Origin of the sequence: Candidatus Allofournierella merdavium (assembly GCF_944382735.1) — a bacterium.
GTDB classification, from domain to species: Bacteria; Bacillota; Clostridia; order Oscillospirales; family Ruminococcaceae; genus Allofournierella_A; species Allofournierella_A merdavium.
Genome location: NZ_CALWND010000002.1, coordinates 79,440 through 92,852, shown reverse-complemented (window position 1 = coordinate 92,852; position 13,413 = coordinate 79,440). Strand labels below are relative to the sequence as shown.

The window sequence follows — 13,413 nt, the reverse complement described above, 5'->3', positions numbered from 1 at the left end:
CCGGCGGGTCGTTCCTGATTTCAAACCATTCGCAGCAGGCAGTCAAACTGCACCACGCCCGCCTGCGAAAGGCGTCCGTCCGCCTGCATGGCTGCACAGGTACGCTCGTCCAGGTTCGCCAGACGGCTGCCCAGCAGAAACACGTCGTTGCCCTTTCTCAATGTATCGTCCACAAGTTCGTTCAGAAGGCTGTGCACCTCCCGGTCGATGGCCTCCTCCAGCTGCCTGTCCTGGCCGGGCAAAGCCGCGCCCCGGGGGCTGACCAGCCGCTGGATCGTGCCGCTGAACCGAACGTCCAGTTCCATCCCCTCCCGGGTAAACACGGGCTCAAAGCGCAGTTTGGGCGAGCGCACCTGGAAGCTGACCGAGAGCGGCTCCAGCGTCAGTTCCATCTCATCGGCCTGGCCGGCCAGCAGCCGTGCAAGCTGGGCCTTTGCTCCCCTCCAGACAGCCGTTGGCCGTCCCGCTCCGTAGAGGGTCAATTTGTCAAACGCGGCGGTGTTTTCCTGCACCGACAGCCCCGGAATGATGCCGCTGTCGCCCTCAAACTGGTACAGATAGGTTTTGAACAGCCCCCGTTTTTCCAGCTGCTCCACACTGTTCAGAAACTCTGTACCCTCCTGCTGCAGCTGTTCAAACGTGTCGGGATCCGCATCCAGGCCGTACACCGCCATATTCGGCCTGCCGCTGGTGTCGCTGGCCAGATACCGGCAGGCATCGAGCACGCCGTCTTCCATCAGCCGCGGCCCGATGAACAGCAGCTCGTTCTGCCCGTAAAACAGGCGCTTGCTCTCGCTTTGTTCGGCAGCCTGCAGCGCCTCGTACACCGTCGTCCCGCTGCCCGCAAGGCAACGCGCCTGTTCGCTCGCCTGGCCGGTGTCGGCGCTGGGCGCTGCCTCCAGTACCAGGATCCGCGCCTCGTAGTCCGCTTCCTTTTCAACGTACACCGCTTTCACCGCCACCCGGTCTCCCAGCCCGCCGCTGGTGCAGCCCGCAAGAAGCGCCGCCATAGCCAGCACAAGGCCCATCCGCCAGAATCTCATGGTTTTTTCCTCCCCTTCTTCATTCTGCAGCTTGCCGGCGCGGCCAGCAGCGCCAGCGCCAGCGCCAGCAGCACCTGCTGGACCAGCATCGCCTGCGCCTCGCGCTGGTTCCAGACCATCAGGAACGCTCCCATCACCGCGGCCAGGGCAATCCAGTAAGGTGCATGACCTTTACACGGCTTAATGTTCTGCCACAGCGCCACAAACCCGGCAAAATACAGGCTGATCTTGATGAGGAACAGCAACAGCCACACCCCTACATGCAGCGCGTCCAGACGGCGGAAGACCGACAGTCCGCCCAGCCGCGCGATGGTGTACACGGGCTGCGTCTCGTTTGCATAGGCGACACCCAGGGTCATCTCCCCCAGCAATGCCAGCAGGCTGTCCACCAGGAAAACGACCCCGATCAGTTTGGCCGCGCCGCGCCCGCTGCCGCCCCGCCTGCAGAGAAAGGGCAGCAGGATGAGTTCCGGCGGCAGATAAAAGCGCTCCAACGCAAGCCGCGCCAGCAATTCGGGCGAAGCGGCCGGCGTTTGCAGGTGGCTGAACTGCATCTGCCCCGCCACCGACCAACCCAGCGCCAGCACCGACGCCCCCGCCAGCACCAGCACCGGCCAGGCCGCGCGGCCCAGCGCCTGCACCCCGGCGAAGGCTCCGTAATAGGCGGCGCCGAACACGAGGATCAAAAACACCAGCGCCTGCAGCTGTTGTTGCATCACATAGTTATAAAACCGTTCACCCTGGATGATCTCCAGCGCGATGGAGATCACCAGCGCGCCGCACAAAAGCAGCGAGCGGAGCCTCCCGGGCTGCCCGCGCCCGCACCAGCGCAGGTACAGGACCGTTATCCCGCACAGCAGGGCAAACTGGACGGCGCCCGACAGGATGGCCGTGCGGGCGGGCAGAACGTCGGCCTGCCGCCCGAAGGGCTGGATAAAACTGTCGGTCAGAAAGGCGGCGAGCACCAGCACCCCCGCCTGCTTTTGCTCAAAAATCGATTCATGATTCATACTGCTGTTCACCACCGGGCAGATCGTTCACGTCAAAGGGATGGTCCGCCAGCCGATGCCAGGGCATCCGCACCAGGGCATCCCGCATCGCGCCGCGGCCAAAGGGCACAAGCGGCGAGGTGTAAGGCACGCCGAAGGAGTGCATCCCGCAGATGCTCACCAGCATCAGAAAAAACATGGTCACCATGCCGAAGGGCCCAAACAGACCGCCGGCCAGCACAAACAGCACCCGCAGAACGGTGGCCGGCTCGTACAGCGAGGGGATCACGAAGATGGAGATGGTGGTCAGCGCCGCGACGATCAGCACCGGCGTGCTCATGATGCCGGCCTTGGTGGCGGCGTCCCCCACGATCAGCGCGGCCACCAGGCTCACCGAATGGCCGATGGGCTTCGGCAGCCGCAGGCCGGCCTCCCGGATGATCTCCAGCAGCACGATCACCAGCATCATCTCCATGAACAGCGGCAGAGGCGTGGCCGTCTCGGCGGCGGCCACCTTGTAGAGCAGCTGTGGCGGGAAGAGTTCCGGCGTGTATTCCGCGATGGAGACGAACAGCCCCGGCAGCAGCACGGATAAAAGGAACGCAGTGTATTTGAGCAGCCGCACGGCGCTGGCAAAGTAAGCCTTGCCGGCATAGTCGTCCAGGCTCTGAAAGTTTTCGTTGAAGAAATAGGGCACGATCATCGCGAAGGGGCTGGCGTTCACCAGCACCACGATCTTGCCCTCGCAGATCTTTGCGGCGGCGGTCACCGGGCGTTCGGTGTATCCTACTTCCTGAAAGAAACTGAAGCTTCCCCGCTGCAGAAAAGGCGCCAGATAGCCGCTGTCAAACAGCACCGGAAGATCCACCGCCTGCAGCTTTTCCACGATGGCGTTTACGAAATCCGGCTTTGCCAGCGCCCGGTCGTACAACACGGCCACCTCGGTAGCCGTGCGCCGGCCAACGGGAAAGATCCGGGTAGTGAGCGTCTCAGTGCGCACCAGCCGGCGCACCAGGCTCACATTGATCCGCACAAGGTCGCAAAAGCCCTCCCGGGAGCCACGGATGTCCCCTTCGCCGGAGGGCTCCTGTACCGAGCGGAACTGCATATTCTGAGTGGAAAGCACTATCGCTTTACAGCAGTTGTCGATGAGCATCACCGTCGTGCCCGCGGTGAGCTGGGTGCGCAGCGCGTCAAAGTCCTCCACCGGCGTGTTCTCCACCGGCAGATCGGTTCGATTCTGGATATAGTCGAACAACTCCTGCCCGTCAGCGGGTTCAAAGCGGCTTTCGTTGAGCATCGAGAGCATCACCACCCACAGCCGTTCCAGGGTGGACAGGCCCTCGAACATACACAGGCAGCAGGGTATGCCGCGCACCTCTACGGGCTTTGCATACAGGTCGGCGGAATTGCCAAACATCTCTTTCAGGCGGGCAACATTCGCTTTCAGCGAACAAGACAGGGGTTTTGGCATCGTGTTTCACCTCGCTGCTTAGTATACCCCGGCCCCGACGCCGCAAAACCACATGCCGGGAGGAGTTTCGTATGTTGGTGCTCATGCTCCGAACCTTGATGATCTACCTTTTGATCGTTGCCGCCATGCGGCTGATGGGAAAGCGCCAGTTGGGCGAACTGCAGCCCTCGGAACTGGTATCCACCATCCTGATCTCCAATCTTGCCTCCATCTCCATCGAATCGCCGGAGGTACCGCTGGCCGCCAGCCTTGCCCCGGTCTGCCTGATCGTGGTGCTGGAACTGCTCTCCTCCGCGCTGTGTTACCTGAGCCCCACGGCGGCCAGGATCCTGTCCGGCACGCCGGTGGCGGTGATCCGCGGCGGAAAGATCGACCAGAAGACCCTGCGGGAACTGCGCTTCAGCGCCAGCGATCTGCTGGAAGCGCTGCGGAGCAAGGACATCTTCGACCCCGCCGAAGTAAACTACGCGCTGGTGGAGACCAACGGTACCCTGAGCGTCAGCCGGATGCAGCAAAAGGATACCCCCACCCGGGAAGACCTGCACATCCCCCCGCCCCAGGCCCGCACCCCCATGGTACCTCTGGTGATCGACGGCCGGCCGCTGACCGACAATCTTGCCTGGTGCGGAAAAAACGAAAAATGGCTGGAAAAGGTGCTGCGGCAGAACAAATGCACCCTGCGGCAGGTGCTTCTGCTGCTGGGGGACGATTCCGGCCAGACTCAGCTGATAAAAAAAGAGAGCCGCTGAGGATTCAGCGGCTCTCCGAAGGGAGGACGAGAGGATGAAACGGGTGCGAGCAGCGTTTGGCCTGCTGGCGCTTCTGGTGGTGTTGATCATTGCCAGCAGCATCCTGGTGCACACCACCAACGACGCATTGCTGCAGGATCTGGACAGGATCGGGCAGCTGAGCGCGGCCGGCAGTTACGAGGAGGCCCTGCGCACCATCGACGAGATGAACGACTATTTTGCCCATCGTGAACACTGGATGGCGCTGTTCATCAAGCGGGATTACCTCAGCGGCATCGCCATGTGTCTGGGCGGCCTTTCGGCCTATGTGGGGCCGGACAACCAGCAGGATCTGCAGAGCGAACTGGGGAAAGCGCGCACCCAGATCCTGATGACCGGCCACTTATTTTTCAGTATGCTTTGAGGAGTGGCTGTTGAGCATATCCTTCAGCTCATCCATGAAGGTGTTCAGATCGCTGAACTGCCGATAGACCGAGGCAAAGCGCACATAGGCCACCTCGTCAATCTTTTTCAGTTCCGCCATGGCCAACTCCCCGATGCGCATGGAGGTGACCTCCCGCTCATAGCTGTTCAGCAAGGTTTGTTCGATGTTGTCCACAGCGGCCTCCAGCGTTTGATAGCTGACCTCCCGCTTTTCGCTGGCCCGCAGCATGCCGCCCAGCAGTTTCTGCCGGTCGAACGCTTCGCGGGAGCGGTCCCGCTTGATGACCATCAAAGGCACCGTCTCCACGATCTCGTAGGTCGTGAAGCGCTTGGAGCAGCTCAGGCACTCACGGCGGCGGCGGATCTTCTCACCGTCCTCGGTGGGACGCGAGTCGATCACCTTGGAGTCGAGTTCGCCGCAATAGGGGCATTTCATGGCTTTTTCCTCCTTGGCTGGGGAATGGGCGGCCGCTGAGCCGCCATCAAAACGCTATACCAACAGTATAACATATTTTTCCATAAAGAAAAGATTTTTATCCTCTGGTTTTGTTCAAAAGTGCTTCGTACAGGGCCTTTGTCTCGCTTTCATCCGCCGCGCTGAGCACCATGGTCTTCCCTTTCACCTGCAGCACAATACAGGCCTCACAGCCGGTGTAAGCGTAGCGGGTGTAATCTCCGAACACATCGTTGCGGAAGGCCCCCATGGAAAGGCGCGGCGAGCCGAAACCGTTTGTACGGCTTCCTGCCGGGACGCCCTCAGCGTACTCCACGCTCTCCACATCGACGTAATCCACCTTGGCGTCAGGCCAGTAACTCGCCTGAATCGTGAGGGCGCTCTGCCCCACGGTATAACGGATGTCGCCGGTGAAGAGAAGCACAAAGGTTCCCACCGCCGCCGCGGCCAGAATGGCCAGTACGGCAGCCGCCACCATACGGTCGGCCTTTGACCTGCGCAGAGTCGCGTTCCAGCTGCCGTTTTGAACCTGCGCGCGGTACAGCCGGTAGGAATAGACACAGGGCGCCACGGCCAAAACCGCGATGACCGCCAGCATTCCCGCGATCATGGCAGTCTCCGGCAGCAGGCAGAACACCAGCAGCACAAGGCCGCCCGCGACCCACATCCTGCCACCCGCGCGGTGGGTGCGGTTCCAGTTCTCTTCGTTGGCCAGCGTCCAGGGCAGACGGATGCCCAGCGTGGGATTGCGCTTCATTTTGGGCATGTAGTTGCCGATGACAAGGAACATCAGCCCCAGGCTGGCGGGCACCAGCCGCTCCCAGCCCAATTTTACGTCCAGCGCCACCGCGCAGGTGCCGGCGCTACAGAACAACGAAACACAGGGCAGCAGCCAATACACCAGTTCCAGAGCCTTTTTGCTCTGCCCGTTTTGTCGGTTGGTGCGGAAGGTGAGCCAGAGGCACAGCCAGTGAGTCGCCAGCATCGCGGCGGGTGTACCAAGGCAGAAAGCCAGCTTTTCCGGGCCATTCCCGCCGGGAAGGCGGTTCCACAGCGCAATGCCGGCCATCGCAGGCAGCAGGATGAGCGCGGAGGATGCCAGCGCCTTGCGTCTATTCAAAAGTTCCATGGTTCCCTTCCCCCTTCAGCATCGTCAACCAGAGCAGGATCTCCTCCAGCACCGAGGCGTTGAGTTCATAGTAAATATACTTGCCGTCCCGCCGATCCCGCACAAGGTCCGCTTCCTTCAGCACCGACAGATGACGGGAGACCGCCGCCGCCGAAACCGGGAACCGCTCGGCGATCTGCCCGGCTGTTCGCGGGCCTGCACGCAGCAGTGTCAGTATTTCACGGCGCGTGGGGTCTGCAAGCGCCCGCAGCGTATCCTGCATCGCCATGAAGTCACCTCATTTAACATTTAACTTTATTGTTAAATGAAATATACCATCATCCGGCATCTTTGTCAACACGCAAGAAAAGGCCGCCCTTTTTTGCGAGGGCGGCCCTTCCGGGACAGGGTTTATTTGGCCAGCAGTTTTTCCAGCGTGGCGATGCGCACGCAGATGCAAAGCAGCGTCGCGGCCTGCTCCAACTCCTCCAGGCTGGGATAGGTGGGGGCGATGCGCAGGTGGTGATCGTGGGGATCAATGCCATAGGGATACGCGGCGCCGGCGGGGGTCAGCACCACGCCCGCCTGCTTGCACAGTTCCACCGTGCGCTTGGCGCAGCCGTCCATCACATAGAGGCTCAGGAAATAACCGCCCTTGGGCTCGGTCCAGTGGGCGATGCCGGGGCAGCTGCCCAGGTCACGGCTGAAGATCTGCTTTACCAGATCAAACTTCGGCGCGATGATGGCCCGATGCTTCGCCATATGCTCCAGCACGCCCTTGCGGTCCTTCAAAAAGCGCACATGGCGCAGCTGGTTCATCTTGTCGTAACTGATGATCATGGAGCTCATGTTCTTCAGGATGTGCTGGATGCTTTTGCGGCTGGAGGCCACGGCCGCAACGCCCGCGCCGGGGAAGGTCATCTTGCTGGTGGAGCAGAACATCAGCGCCCGGTCGGGATGGCCGGCCTTGTCGCACTCCTCCAGGATGGGCAGCACATTGTACACCTCGTCGGTGAGGGTGTGCACACAGTAGGCGTCGTCCCAGAAGATCTTGAAGTCGGGCGCGGCGGTCTGCATGGCAGCCAGCCGGCGCACGGTGTCGTCGCTGTAAGAGTAGCCGTCGGGATTGGAATAAACAGGCACGCACCAGATGCCCTTTACGCTGTCGTCATCCTTCACCAGCTGCTCCACCACATCCATGTCCGGGCCACTCTCCAGCATGGGCACCGGGATCAGCTGGAACCCGAAGTACTCGGTGACTTTGAAATGCCGGTCGTAGCCGGGAGTGGGGCAAAGGAATTTGATGTTGGTGCAGAAGCGCCAGGGCCGCACGGAATCCACGAAGCCCACGCGCCAGCCCAGATCCACCAGATAGTACATGGTGGACAAGGCGGAGTTGCCGCACACCAGCACCTGTTCCGGGCTGGGCACACGCATCAGGTCGGCAAAGAAGCGCCGCGCCTCGGGCATCCCCTCCAGGTAGCCGTAGTTTCGGGCGTCCACACCGTTTTCACCGATGTAACTTTCCAGCTTCATCATGTCGTTGGAGAGATCCAGCTGTTCCGGGCAGGGTTTGCCGCGGGACATATCCAGTTTCAAACCTTTCTGTTTGAACGCGTCGTACTGGCTCTGCTGAGAGCTGAGTTCTGCCTCCAGCGCGGCCCGGTCCATGGAACCGTATTCCTTCATTGCATCCATTCCCCTCTTTCATATATTTCACTCTATGCTGCCGCCGCGCTGTTTGCGCACTGCGCCGCGGCCTTTCCCTTGCCGCACAGCCCAACGGATAAAGTGTACTCCGATATTATAGTACAATTTTCGGCGGGAGACAAGCGTTTGCCCCCATCGGTTTTCATTGCGGCATTCAGGGCCGCTGCCGCAAGCCCAAAAACAGCCCTGCCGCAGGGCAGGGCTGTGGGATCAGGCGTGCGCGGGGCTCACACCTGCATGTTCATGGGATTCTCGGCGGTCTCGCTGTCCACCTTGTCGAACTGGTAGTCGTTGCCGGGCAGGATGGCGTTCAGCAGGATGCCCAGGATGGCGGCGATGGCCAGGCCGGACAGGGTGATGCTCACACCGGCCACGTTGAAGGTAAGGCCACCCAGGCTGTTGAAGCCCAGCGCGCTCACCAGGATCACCGCGGCGATGATCAGGTTGCGGCTGTTGGTGAAGTCCACCTGGTTCTCCACCACGTTGCGCACGCCGATGGCGCTGATCATGCCGTACAGGATGAAGGACACGCCGCCGATGATGGCGGTGGGCACGGTGTTGATCACCGCGTCGAACTTGGGGCTGAAGCTCATCAGGATGGCAAACACGGCGGCGATGCGCATCACGCGGGGGTCGTAGATCTTGGTGAGGGCCAGCACGCCGGTGTTCTCACCGTAGGTGGTGTTGGCGGGGCCGCCCAGGATGCCGGCCAGGCTGGTGGCCAGACCGTCGCCCAGCAGGGTCTTGTTCAGGCCCGGGTCGCGGATGTAGTTTTTGCCGGTGGTGGCGCTGATGGCGGCGATGTCGCCGATGTGCTCCATCATGGTGGCCAGGGCGATGGGCATGATGGTCAGGATGGCGGAGATGTCAAACTTGGCCATGGCGCTGGTGTGTACAGGCAAGCCCAGCCAGCTGGCCTCGGCGATGGGGGCGAAATCCACCGAGCGGGTGATGAGCGCCACCGCATAGGCCACCAGAACGCCCAGCAGGATGGGCAGGATCTTGACCATGCCCTTGCCCCAGATGTTGCAGACCACAACGGTGCCCAGGGCCACGAAGGCCAGCAGCCAGTTGGTCTGGCAGTTGGTGATGGCGCTGGGTGCCAGAATCAGGCCGATGGCGATGATGATGGGGCCGGTGACGACCGGGGGGAAGAAGCGCATGATGCGCCCGATGCCGAACACCGTGATGAGCAGGCTCATGACCAGATACACGATGCCGGCGAACACCACGCCGCCGCAGGCGTAGGGAAGCATCTCAACGTTGGGGGTGCCGTCCGCGGCCATGGGCGCGACGATGGCGAAACCGCCCAGGAAAGCGAAGGACGAGCCCAGGAACGCGGGGACCTTGCCCTTGGTGATCAGGTGGAACAGAAGGGTGCCCAGGCCCGCGCACAGCAGCGTGGTGGACACATCCAGGCCGGTCAGCAGAGGCACCAGCACCGTGGCGCCGAACATCGCAAAGGTGTGCTGCACGCCCAAAATGATCATTTTGGGCACACCCAGCTGGCGGGCGTCAAAAATGCCCTCGTTCACTTTCTCATTCATTCACATTTTCCTCCTCTGTCTCTTTGCTGCTCTATTCTAAAAACCGGCGGGAACCACCGGCGCATAGAAAGCCAAAAAAAGAGGCATTGGTGTTAAAACACCAATGCCTCTTTGGAAACCGAAAACAAAACCGGCGAAAAGCCAGCAGCGCATTTTTCAAAAGCACTTTTTTCTTCATGCCCGCCGGCCTCCTTCGCAAATTTTTTACATTATATCAGTTCCCTTCACAAAATGCAAGCCCTGTTTTCTTGCGTTGTGACTGAAAATCCAATTCAGTATTTTCCGCTGCCCAAATCTCTTGCGGAAGATGCAAAAGCATAGATTATCACTGCAACGGACAGCCCGCCTGCAGCAGGAAAAAGCCAGCCGGTCAAAAGGACGCACTCCAGCGCAATGCAGAAAAATGTGACAGACAGAAAGGCAAACACCACACCGGACTGGCGATAATGCAGCTTTTTGTCCATTGCTTCCCGTTCTTTCCTCGTCGCCCATATCCAGGCATTGTTCATGAGCGGGCCTTTTTCCATGAACTGCATGACACTGACGATCAGGCAAAAAAGCGCAAGCACACCGCAAACGGCGGCCGTGATCTCCGAAGGCATATCGAACCCCTCCTGCTGTGCAAAAGAGAAAAACGCCGGGGCAAACAAGCGTTTGCTCCGGCGTGGTGCCGCTGACCGGGATCGAACCGGTACGGTGTTGCCACCGAGGGATTTTAAGTCCCTTGCGTCTGCCAGTTCCGCCACAGCGGCGCAGTTGAAAAACTATTCTATACTATACAATACCCACCCGGTAAAGTCAACACGAGGGGTGGGAAATTGTATTTTTGCCGTTCATGCCTTATAATAATGGAAACACGCTGCCCGCCTTGTGCCGGGCGGCCATGCACGGAGGCTGCGATGACCCTGACCAAACAACGAAACACCCGTCTTTTTCTGCTGGGGACCCTGCTGGGCCTTGCGGCCTTTCTGTGTGTGTACGGCGTTTCAGCGCTAGATGTGACCAACGACGCCTTTTTGCGCGGCGGCTACATCGAGCAGGACGTGCAGCAGCATTACGCGGGCTGGCTGTTTTACCGCCAGTCTCCCCTTTCGCTGCCCCTGTGTGAGACGGACCATCTGAACTGGCCGGACGGCACCAGCATCGCCTTCACCGATTCCATCCCGCTCTTTGCGGCCTTTTTCCGCCTGCTGAGCCCGCTTTTGCCCCAGACGTTCCAGTATTTCGGGCTGTATACCGCCCTGTGCTTTGCGCTGCAGGGGGGCTTCGCGGCGCTGCTGGTGGGTCTGTTTGTGCACTCGGACCTGACGGCGCTGCTGGGTTCGGTCCCCTTTGTGCTCAGCCCCATCCTGCTGGAGCGGGCTTTCCGCCACACCTCGCTGGCGGCGCACTTCCTCATCCTGGCGGCACTGTACTATTATGTGCTGGGCACCCGGCAAAACCGGTTTTGCTTTAAGGGTCTGTTCGCCGTCAATGCCCTGGCCATTGCCCTGCACCCCTATTTTGTGCCCATGACCTACGCCGTCACCTTCGCGCTGCTGGCTGGTCACGTTCAGCGCAACCGAAAGCCGGCAAAGCCCGCCGCCTTTCTGGCGGCCGACCTTGCGGCCACCGCCTGTGTGGGCTGGCTGTTCGGCGTGTTCTCCGGCTCCGGCGCGGGGGGCGCGGGCAACCAGTACGGCTATTTTTCCATGAATCTGAACGCGCTGTGGAACCCTACCAGCCGCGGGGTGGTCTGGAGCCTGTTTTTGCCGGTGCAGAACCAGACGGGCGGCAACTACGACGGGTTCAACTATCTGGGTCTCGGAGTGCTGCTGGGCGCGGCGGCGGCCGTGCTGTGGGGAGACTGGGCCCTGCGCCGGCGTCTGCCCGCGCTGCTGCGCCGGCACCTCTGGCTGCTGTTCGTCTGCGCCTGTCTGACCGTCTTTGCGGTGAGCAACGTGGTCACGGCCAACGGCGCGACCCTGGCCCGCATCCCCCTGCCGCAGGCCCTTGTGGAACTGGCCACCACCCTGCGCAGCAGCGGCCGGATGTTCTGGCCGGTCTACTATCTCATCATGCTCACAGCCGTGGCGGGGCTTGCCCGGCTGTGCGCCGCCCTGCCTGTAAAACAAGGCGGTGCGCTGGCTCTCGCCTGTATGTGCCTGGTGCAGCTGGCGGATCTGAGCCCGGCGCTTTCACAGAAAGCCGCCTCGCTGCGGGCGTATTCCCCCATCGTCACCGACCTTGTCACCGGGACGACGCCGGAACTGAGCGCAACGACCGACTTCTTTGACGCGGTCCGCGGCCGCTACGCCACCCTGATCGCGCTGGACCCGCTGACCCGGACCGGGCTGGAGCTGGCCCTGTACGCCGCCGACGAGGGGATGAACAGCACCGACACCGCGGTGGTGGCCCGCTACAACGAAGAAGCCGCGGCCGCACGGCGCGCCTCCTTGATCGACGAGGTGCTGGCCGGCGGGCTGCGCGGCGACTGCCTGTATGTGACCGAGCGGGCCGAGACGTTCTTGCGTCTGGCGGACGCCGCCGAAGAACAGGGCGCCTGGTGCGGGGCTTTGTACGCGCAAGTCGGGGACGGCGAGGCCGAACCCGTGCTGTATGTGATCGCGCCGGGGCTGGAAGGCTACCGCCATGACCTTGCCGTGGCGTACAGCGAGGATTTCCCCCTGCGCGTTGCCGACTACTCCGACGATTATTGGTACCAAGGTGTTTTGAGCACGAATCTGGCCGACATCGGCCGTGAGGCGGACGCCAACAAGGTGGTGTTGTTTTATGACACGCCTCTCGCCCGCCGCCGCCTTGCGGCGGGCGCGGTCCTTCTCTGCGGGGAGCAGCGCTATCCCGTTCTGGATGTGAACGACAGCGACGAGGGCTGGCTGATGGTGACGCTGGACACGGCGGACGCCCGCCCGCTGGTGGGAAAGGATCTGGTGATCGAGTAAGATGGAAGTGCTCCGCGTGAATTGTCTTTTGCCCACCCGGCTGGACAGATACCTGATGCAGCTTTACCCGGTGCTGACGCCCGGCCGCCTGAACAAGGCCCTGCGGGAGAACAAGATCAAGCTGAACGGCAAAAAACAGCCCCTTTCCACCCGGGTGCAGGCGGGCGACGAGATCAGGCTGTTCCTGCTGCCAGACCAGCTGAAGGCGAGCGGCCCCGTGGAAGGCCCTGCTTTTCTGGGCGCGAAATACCCGGCCAAGGTGGTGTATGAGGACGACCAGCTGCTCATTGCCGACAAGCCCGCCGGCCTGCCGGTGAGCGATGACGCCCAGCCGGACACCCTCATCCACCGAGTGCTGCTGTATCTCCACCAGAAGGGCGAGTATCAGCCCGGCGGCGGGTTCACGCCCGCGCTGTGTCACCGGCTGGACACCGGCACCAGCGGCCTGGTGCTGGTGGCAAAGACCGCTCCGGCGCTGGCCGATCTCACCGAACTGATCCGCGCCCGCCGGCTGAAAAAGGAATACCTCTGCGTCACCTTCGGCCGCCCCGAGCCCCCCGCAGCCACCCTGACCGGGTGGCTGAAAAAGGACGCCGCCAAGGGGCGGGTCACTGTGCTGCAACACCCTTCTCCCGATGCCCTGCCCATTGAGACCCGCTATGAAACGCTGGCGGTCAGCGGGCGGCTGGCCCTGCTGCGGGTGGAGCTCATCACCGGGCGCACCCACCAGATCCGGGCCCATCTCGCCAGCATCGGCTGCCCCATTCTGGGGGACGGGAAATACGGCCAGAACGCCGTAAACCGGCAGCTGCGCTTCAAATACCAGGCGCTGTGCGCCTGGCGGCTCACCTTCCCGGCGGATTGCCCGCCCTCCCTTTCCGCCGTGAGCGGAAAAACCTTTACGCTGGAAAAGCCCTGGTACTGCCGGCAGCTGCTGGACGGCGAACTGAAATAAGCATACGGAAAACGGACCG

General features: G+C 61.8%; 14 protein-coding genes and 1 tRNA gene. 4 read left to right on the top strand and 11 right to left on the bottom strand.

Features of this window, described 5'->3' with window-relative positions; genetic code table 11:
- Positions 1-20: 20 nt before the first annotated feature.
- From ACH2A7_RS01825 to ACH2A7_RS01815, 3 genes are read right to left on the bottom strand one after another with little or no spacing between them, the layout of a single operon-like run.
- A complete protein-coding gene (locus ACH2A7_RS01825; RefSeq protein WP_394959484.1) occupies positions 21-1,043 on the bottom strand; it encodes a hypothetical protein in 1,023 nt (340 codons plus the stop codon).
- Positions 1,040-2,053: a GerAB/ArcD/ProY family transporter gene (locus ACH2A7_RS01820; RefSeq protein ID WP_394959482.1), complete on the bottom strand. Its 1,014-nt coding sequence runs from the start codon at positions 2,051-2,053 to the stop codon at positions 1,040-1,042. The genes ACH2A7_RS01825 and ACH2A7_RS01820 overlap by 4 nt, the downstream gene beginning before the upstream one ends.
- Complete coding sequence (locus tag ACH2A7_RS01815) at positions 2,043-3,506, bottom strand: spore germination protein (protein WP_394959480.1); 1,464 nt, start codon at positions 3,504-3,506, stop codon at positions 2,043-2,045. The genes ACH2A7_RS01820 and ACH2A7_RS01815 overlap by 11 nt, the downstream gene beginning before the upstream one ends.
- Positions 3,507-3,577: 71 nt before the next feature.
- Here ACH2A7_RS01815 and ACH2A7_RS01810 point away from each other — a divergent pair, with 71 nt between their 5' ends.
- Both ACH2A7_RS01810 and ACH2A7_RS01805 read left to right on the top strand, forming a co-directional pair.
- Entirely contained in the window at positions 3,578-4,255 is a 678-nt protein-coding gene (locus ACH2A7_RS01810; RefSeq protein ID WP_394959478.1) for a DUF421 domain-containing protein, read from the top strand.
- Positions 4,256-4,289: 34 nt separating this feature from the next.
- Positions 4,290-4,658, top strand: coding sequence for a DUF4363 family protein (locus ACH2A7_RS01805; RefSeq protein WP_394959476.1), 369 nt, complete (start codon positions 4,290-4,292; stop codon positions 4,656-4,658).
- Here ACH2A7_RS01805 and nrdR read toward each other — a convergent pair.
- The 8 genes from nrdR to ACH2A7_RS01765 all read right to left on the bottom strand — a co-directional run bounded on the left by nrdR (position 4,638) and on the right by ACH2A7_RS01765 (position 10,249).
- Complete coding sequence (nrdR, locus tag ACH2A7_RS01800) at positions 4,638-5,114, bottom strand: transcriptional regulator NrdR (RefSeq protein ID WP_394959474.1); 477 nt, start codon at positions 5,112-5,114, stop codon at positions 4,638-4,640. The two genes, ACH2A7_RS01805 and nrdR, sit on opposite strands and share 21 nt — an antisense overlap.
- A gap of 97 nt (positions 5,115-5,211) precedes the next feature.
- Positions 5,212-6,261 carry an SdpI family protein gene (locus tag ACH2A7_RS01795; protein WP_394959472.1) on the bottom strand — a complete coding sequence of 350 codons (1,050 nt, stop codon included), beginning with the start codon at positions 6,259-6,261 and terminating at the stop codon, positions 5,212-5,214.
- Positions 6,245-6,529, bottom strand: coding sequence for an autorepressor SdpR family transcription factor (locus ACH2A7_RS01790; RefSeq protein WP_394959470.1), 285 nt, complete (start codon positions 6,527-6,529; stop codon positions 6,245-6,247). The genes ACH2A7_RS01795 and ACH2A7_RS01790 overlap by 17 nt, the downstream gene beginning before the upstream one ends.
- A gap of 122 nt (positions 6,530-6,651) precedes the next feature.
- Entirely contained in the window at positions 6,652-7,929 is a 1,278-nt protein-coding gene (locus ACH2A7_RS01785; protein ID WP_394959469.1) for an aminotransferase class I/II-fold pyridoxal phosphate-dependent enzyme, read from the bottom strand.
- Between the two features lie 248 nt (positions 7,930-8,177).
- Positions 8,178-9,497, bottom strand: coding sequence for a uracil-xanthine permease family protein (locus ACH2A7_RS01780; protein WP_394959467.1), 1,320 nt, complete (start codon positions 9,495-9,497; stop codon positions 8,178-8,180).
- Positions 9,498-9,528: 31 nt separating this feature from the next.
- Positions 9,529-9,675 (bottom strand): hypothetical protein, encoded by a 147-nt coding sequence (locus ACH2A7_RS01775; protein WP_394959465.1) that lies wholly within the window; start codon positions 9,673-9,675, stop codon positions 9,529-9,531.
- Positions 9,676-9,769: 94 nt separating this feature from the next.
- Positions 9,770-10,099 (bottom strand): DUF3784 domain-containing protein, encoded by a 330-nt coding sequence (locus ACH2A7_RS01770; RefSeq protein WP_394959463.1) that lies wholly within the window; start codon positions 10,097-10,099, stop codon positions 9,770-9,772.
- Between the two features lie 63 nt (positions 10,100-10,162).
- Positions 10,163-10,249: transfer RNA gene (locus ACH2A7_RS01765), tRNA-Leu, on the bottom strand.
- 147 nt (positions 10,250-10,396) lie between these two features.
- Here ACH2A7_RS01765 and ACH2A7_RS01760 point away from each other — a divergent pair.
- Together ACH2A7_RS01760 and ACH2A7_RS01755 are read left to right on the top strand one after the other, a co-directional pair.
- Positions 10,397-12,439, top strand: coding sequence for a DUF6311 domain-containing protein (locus ACH2A7_RS01760; RefSeq protein WP_394959461.1), 2,043 nt, complete (start codon positions 10,397-10,399; stop codon positions 12,437-12,439).
- 16 nt (positions 12,440-12,455) lie between these two features.
- Positions 12,456-13,394, top strand: a complete 939-nt coding sequence (locus ACH2A7_RS01755; RefSeq protein WP_394959459.1) for a pseudouridine synthase — start codon at positions 12,456-12,458, stop codon at positions 13,392-13,394.
- Positions 13,395-13,413 lie beyond the last annotated feature (19 nt).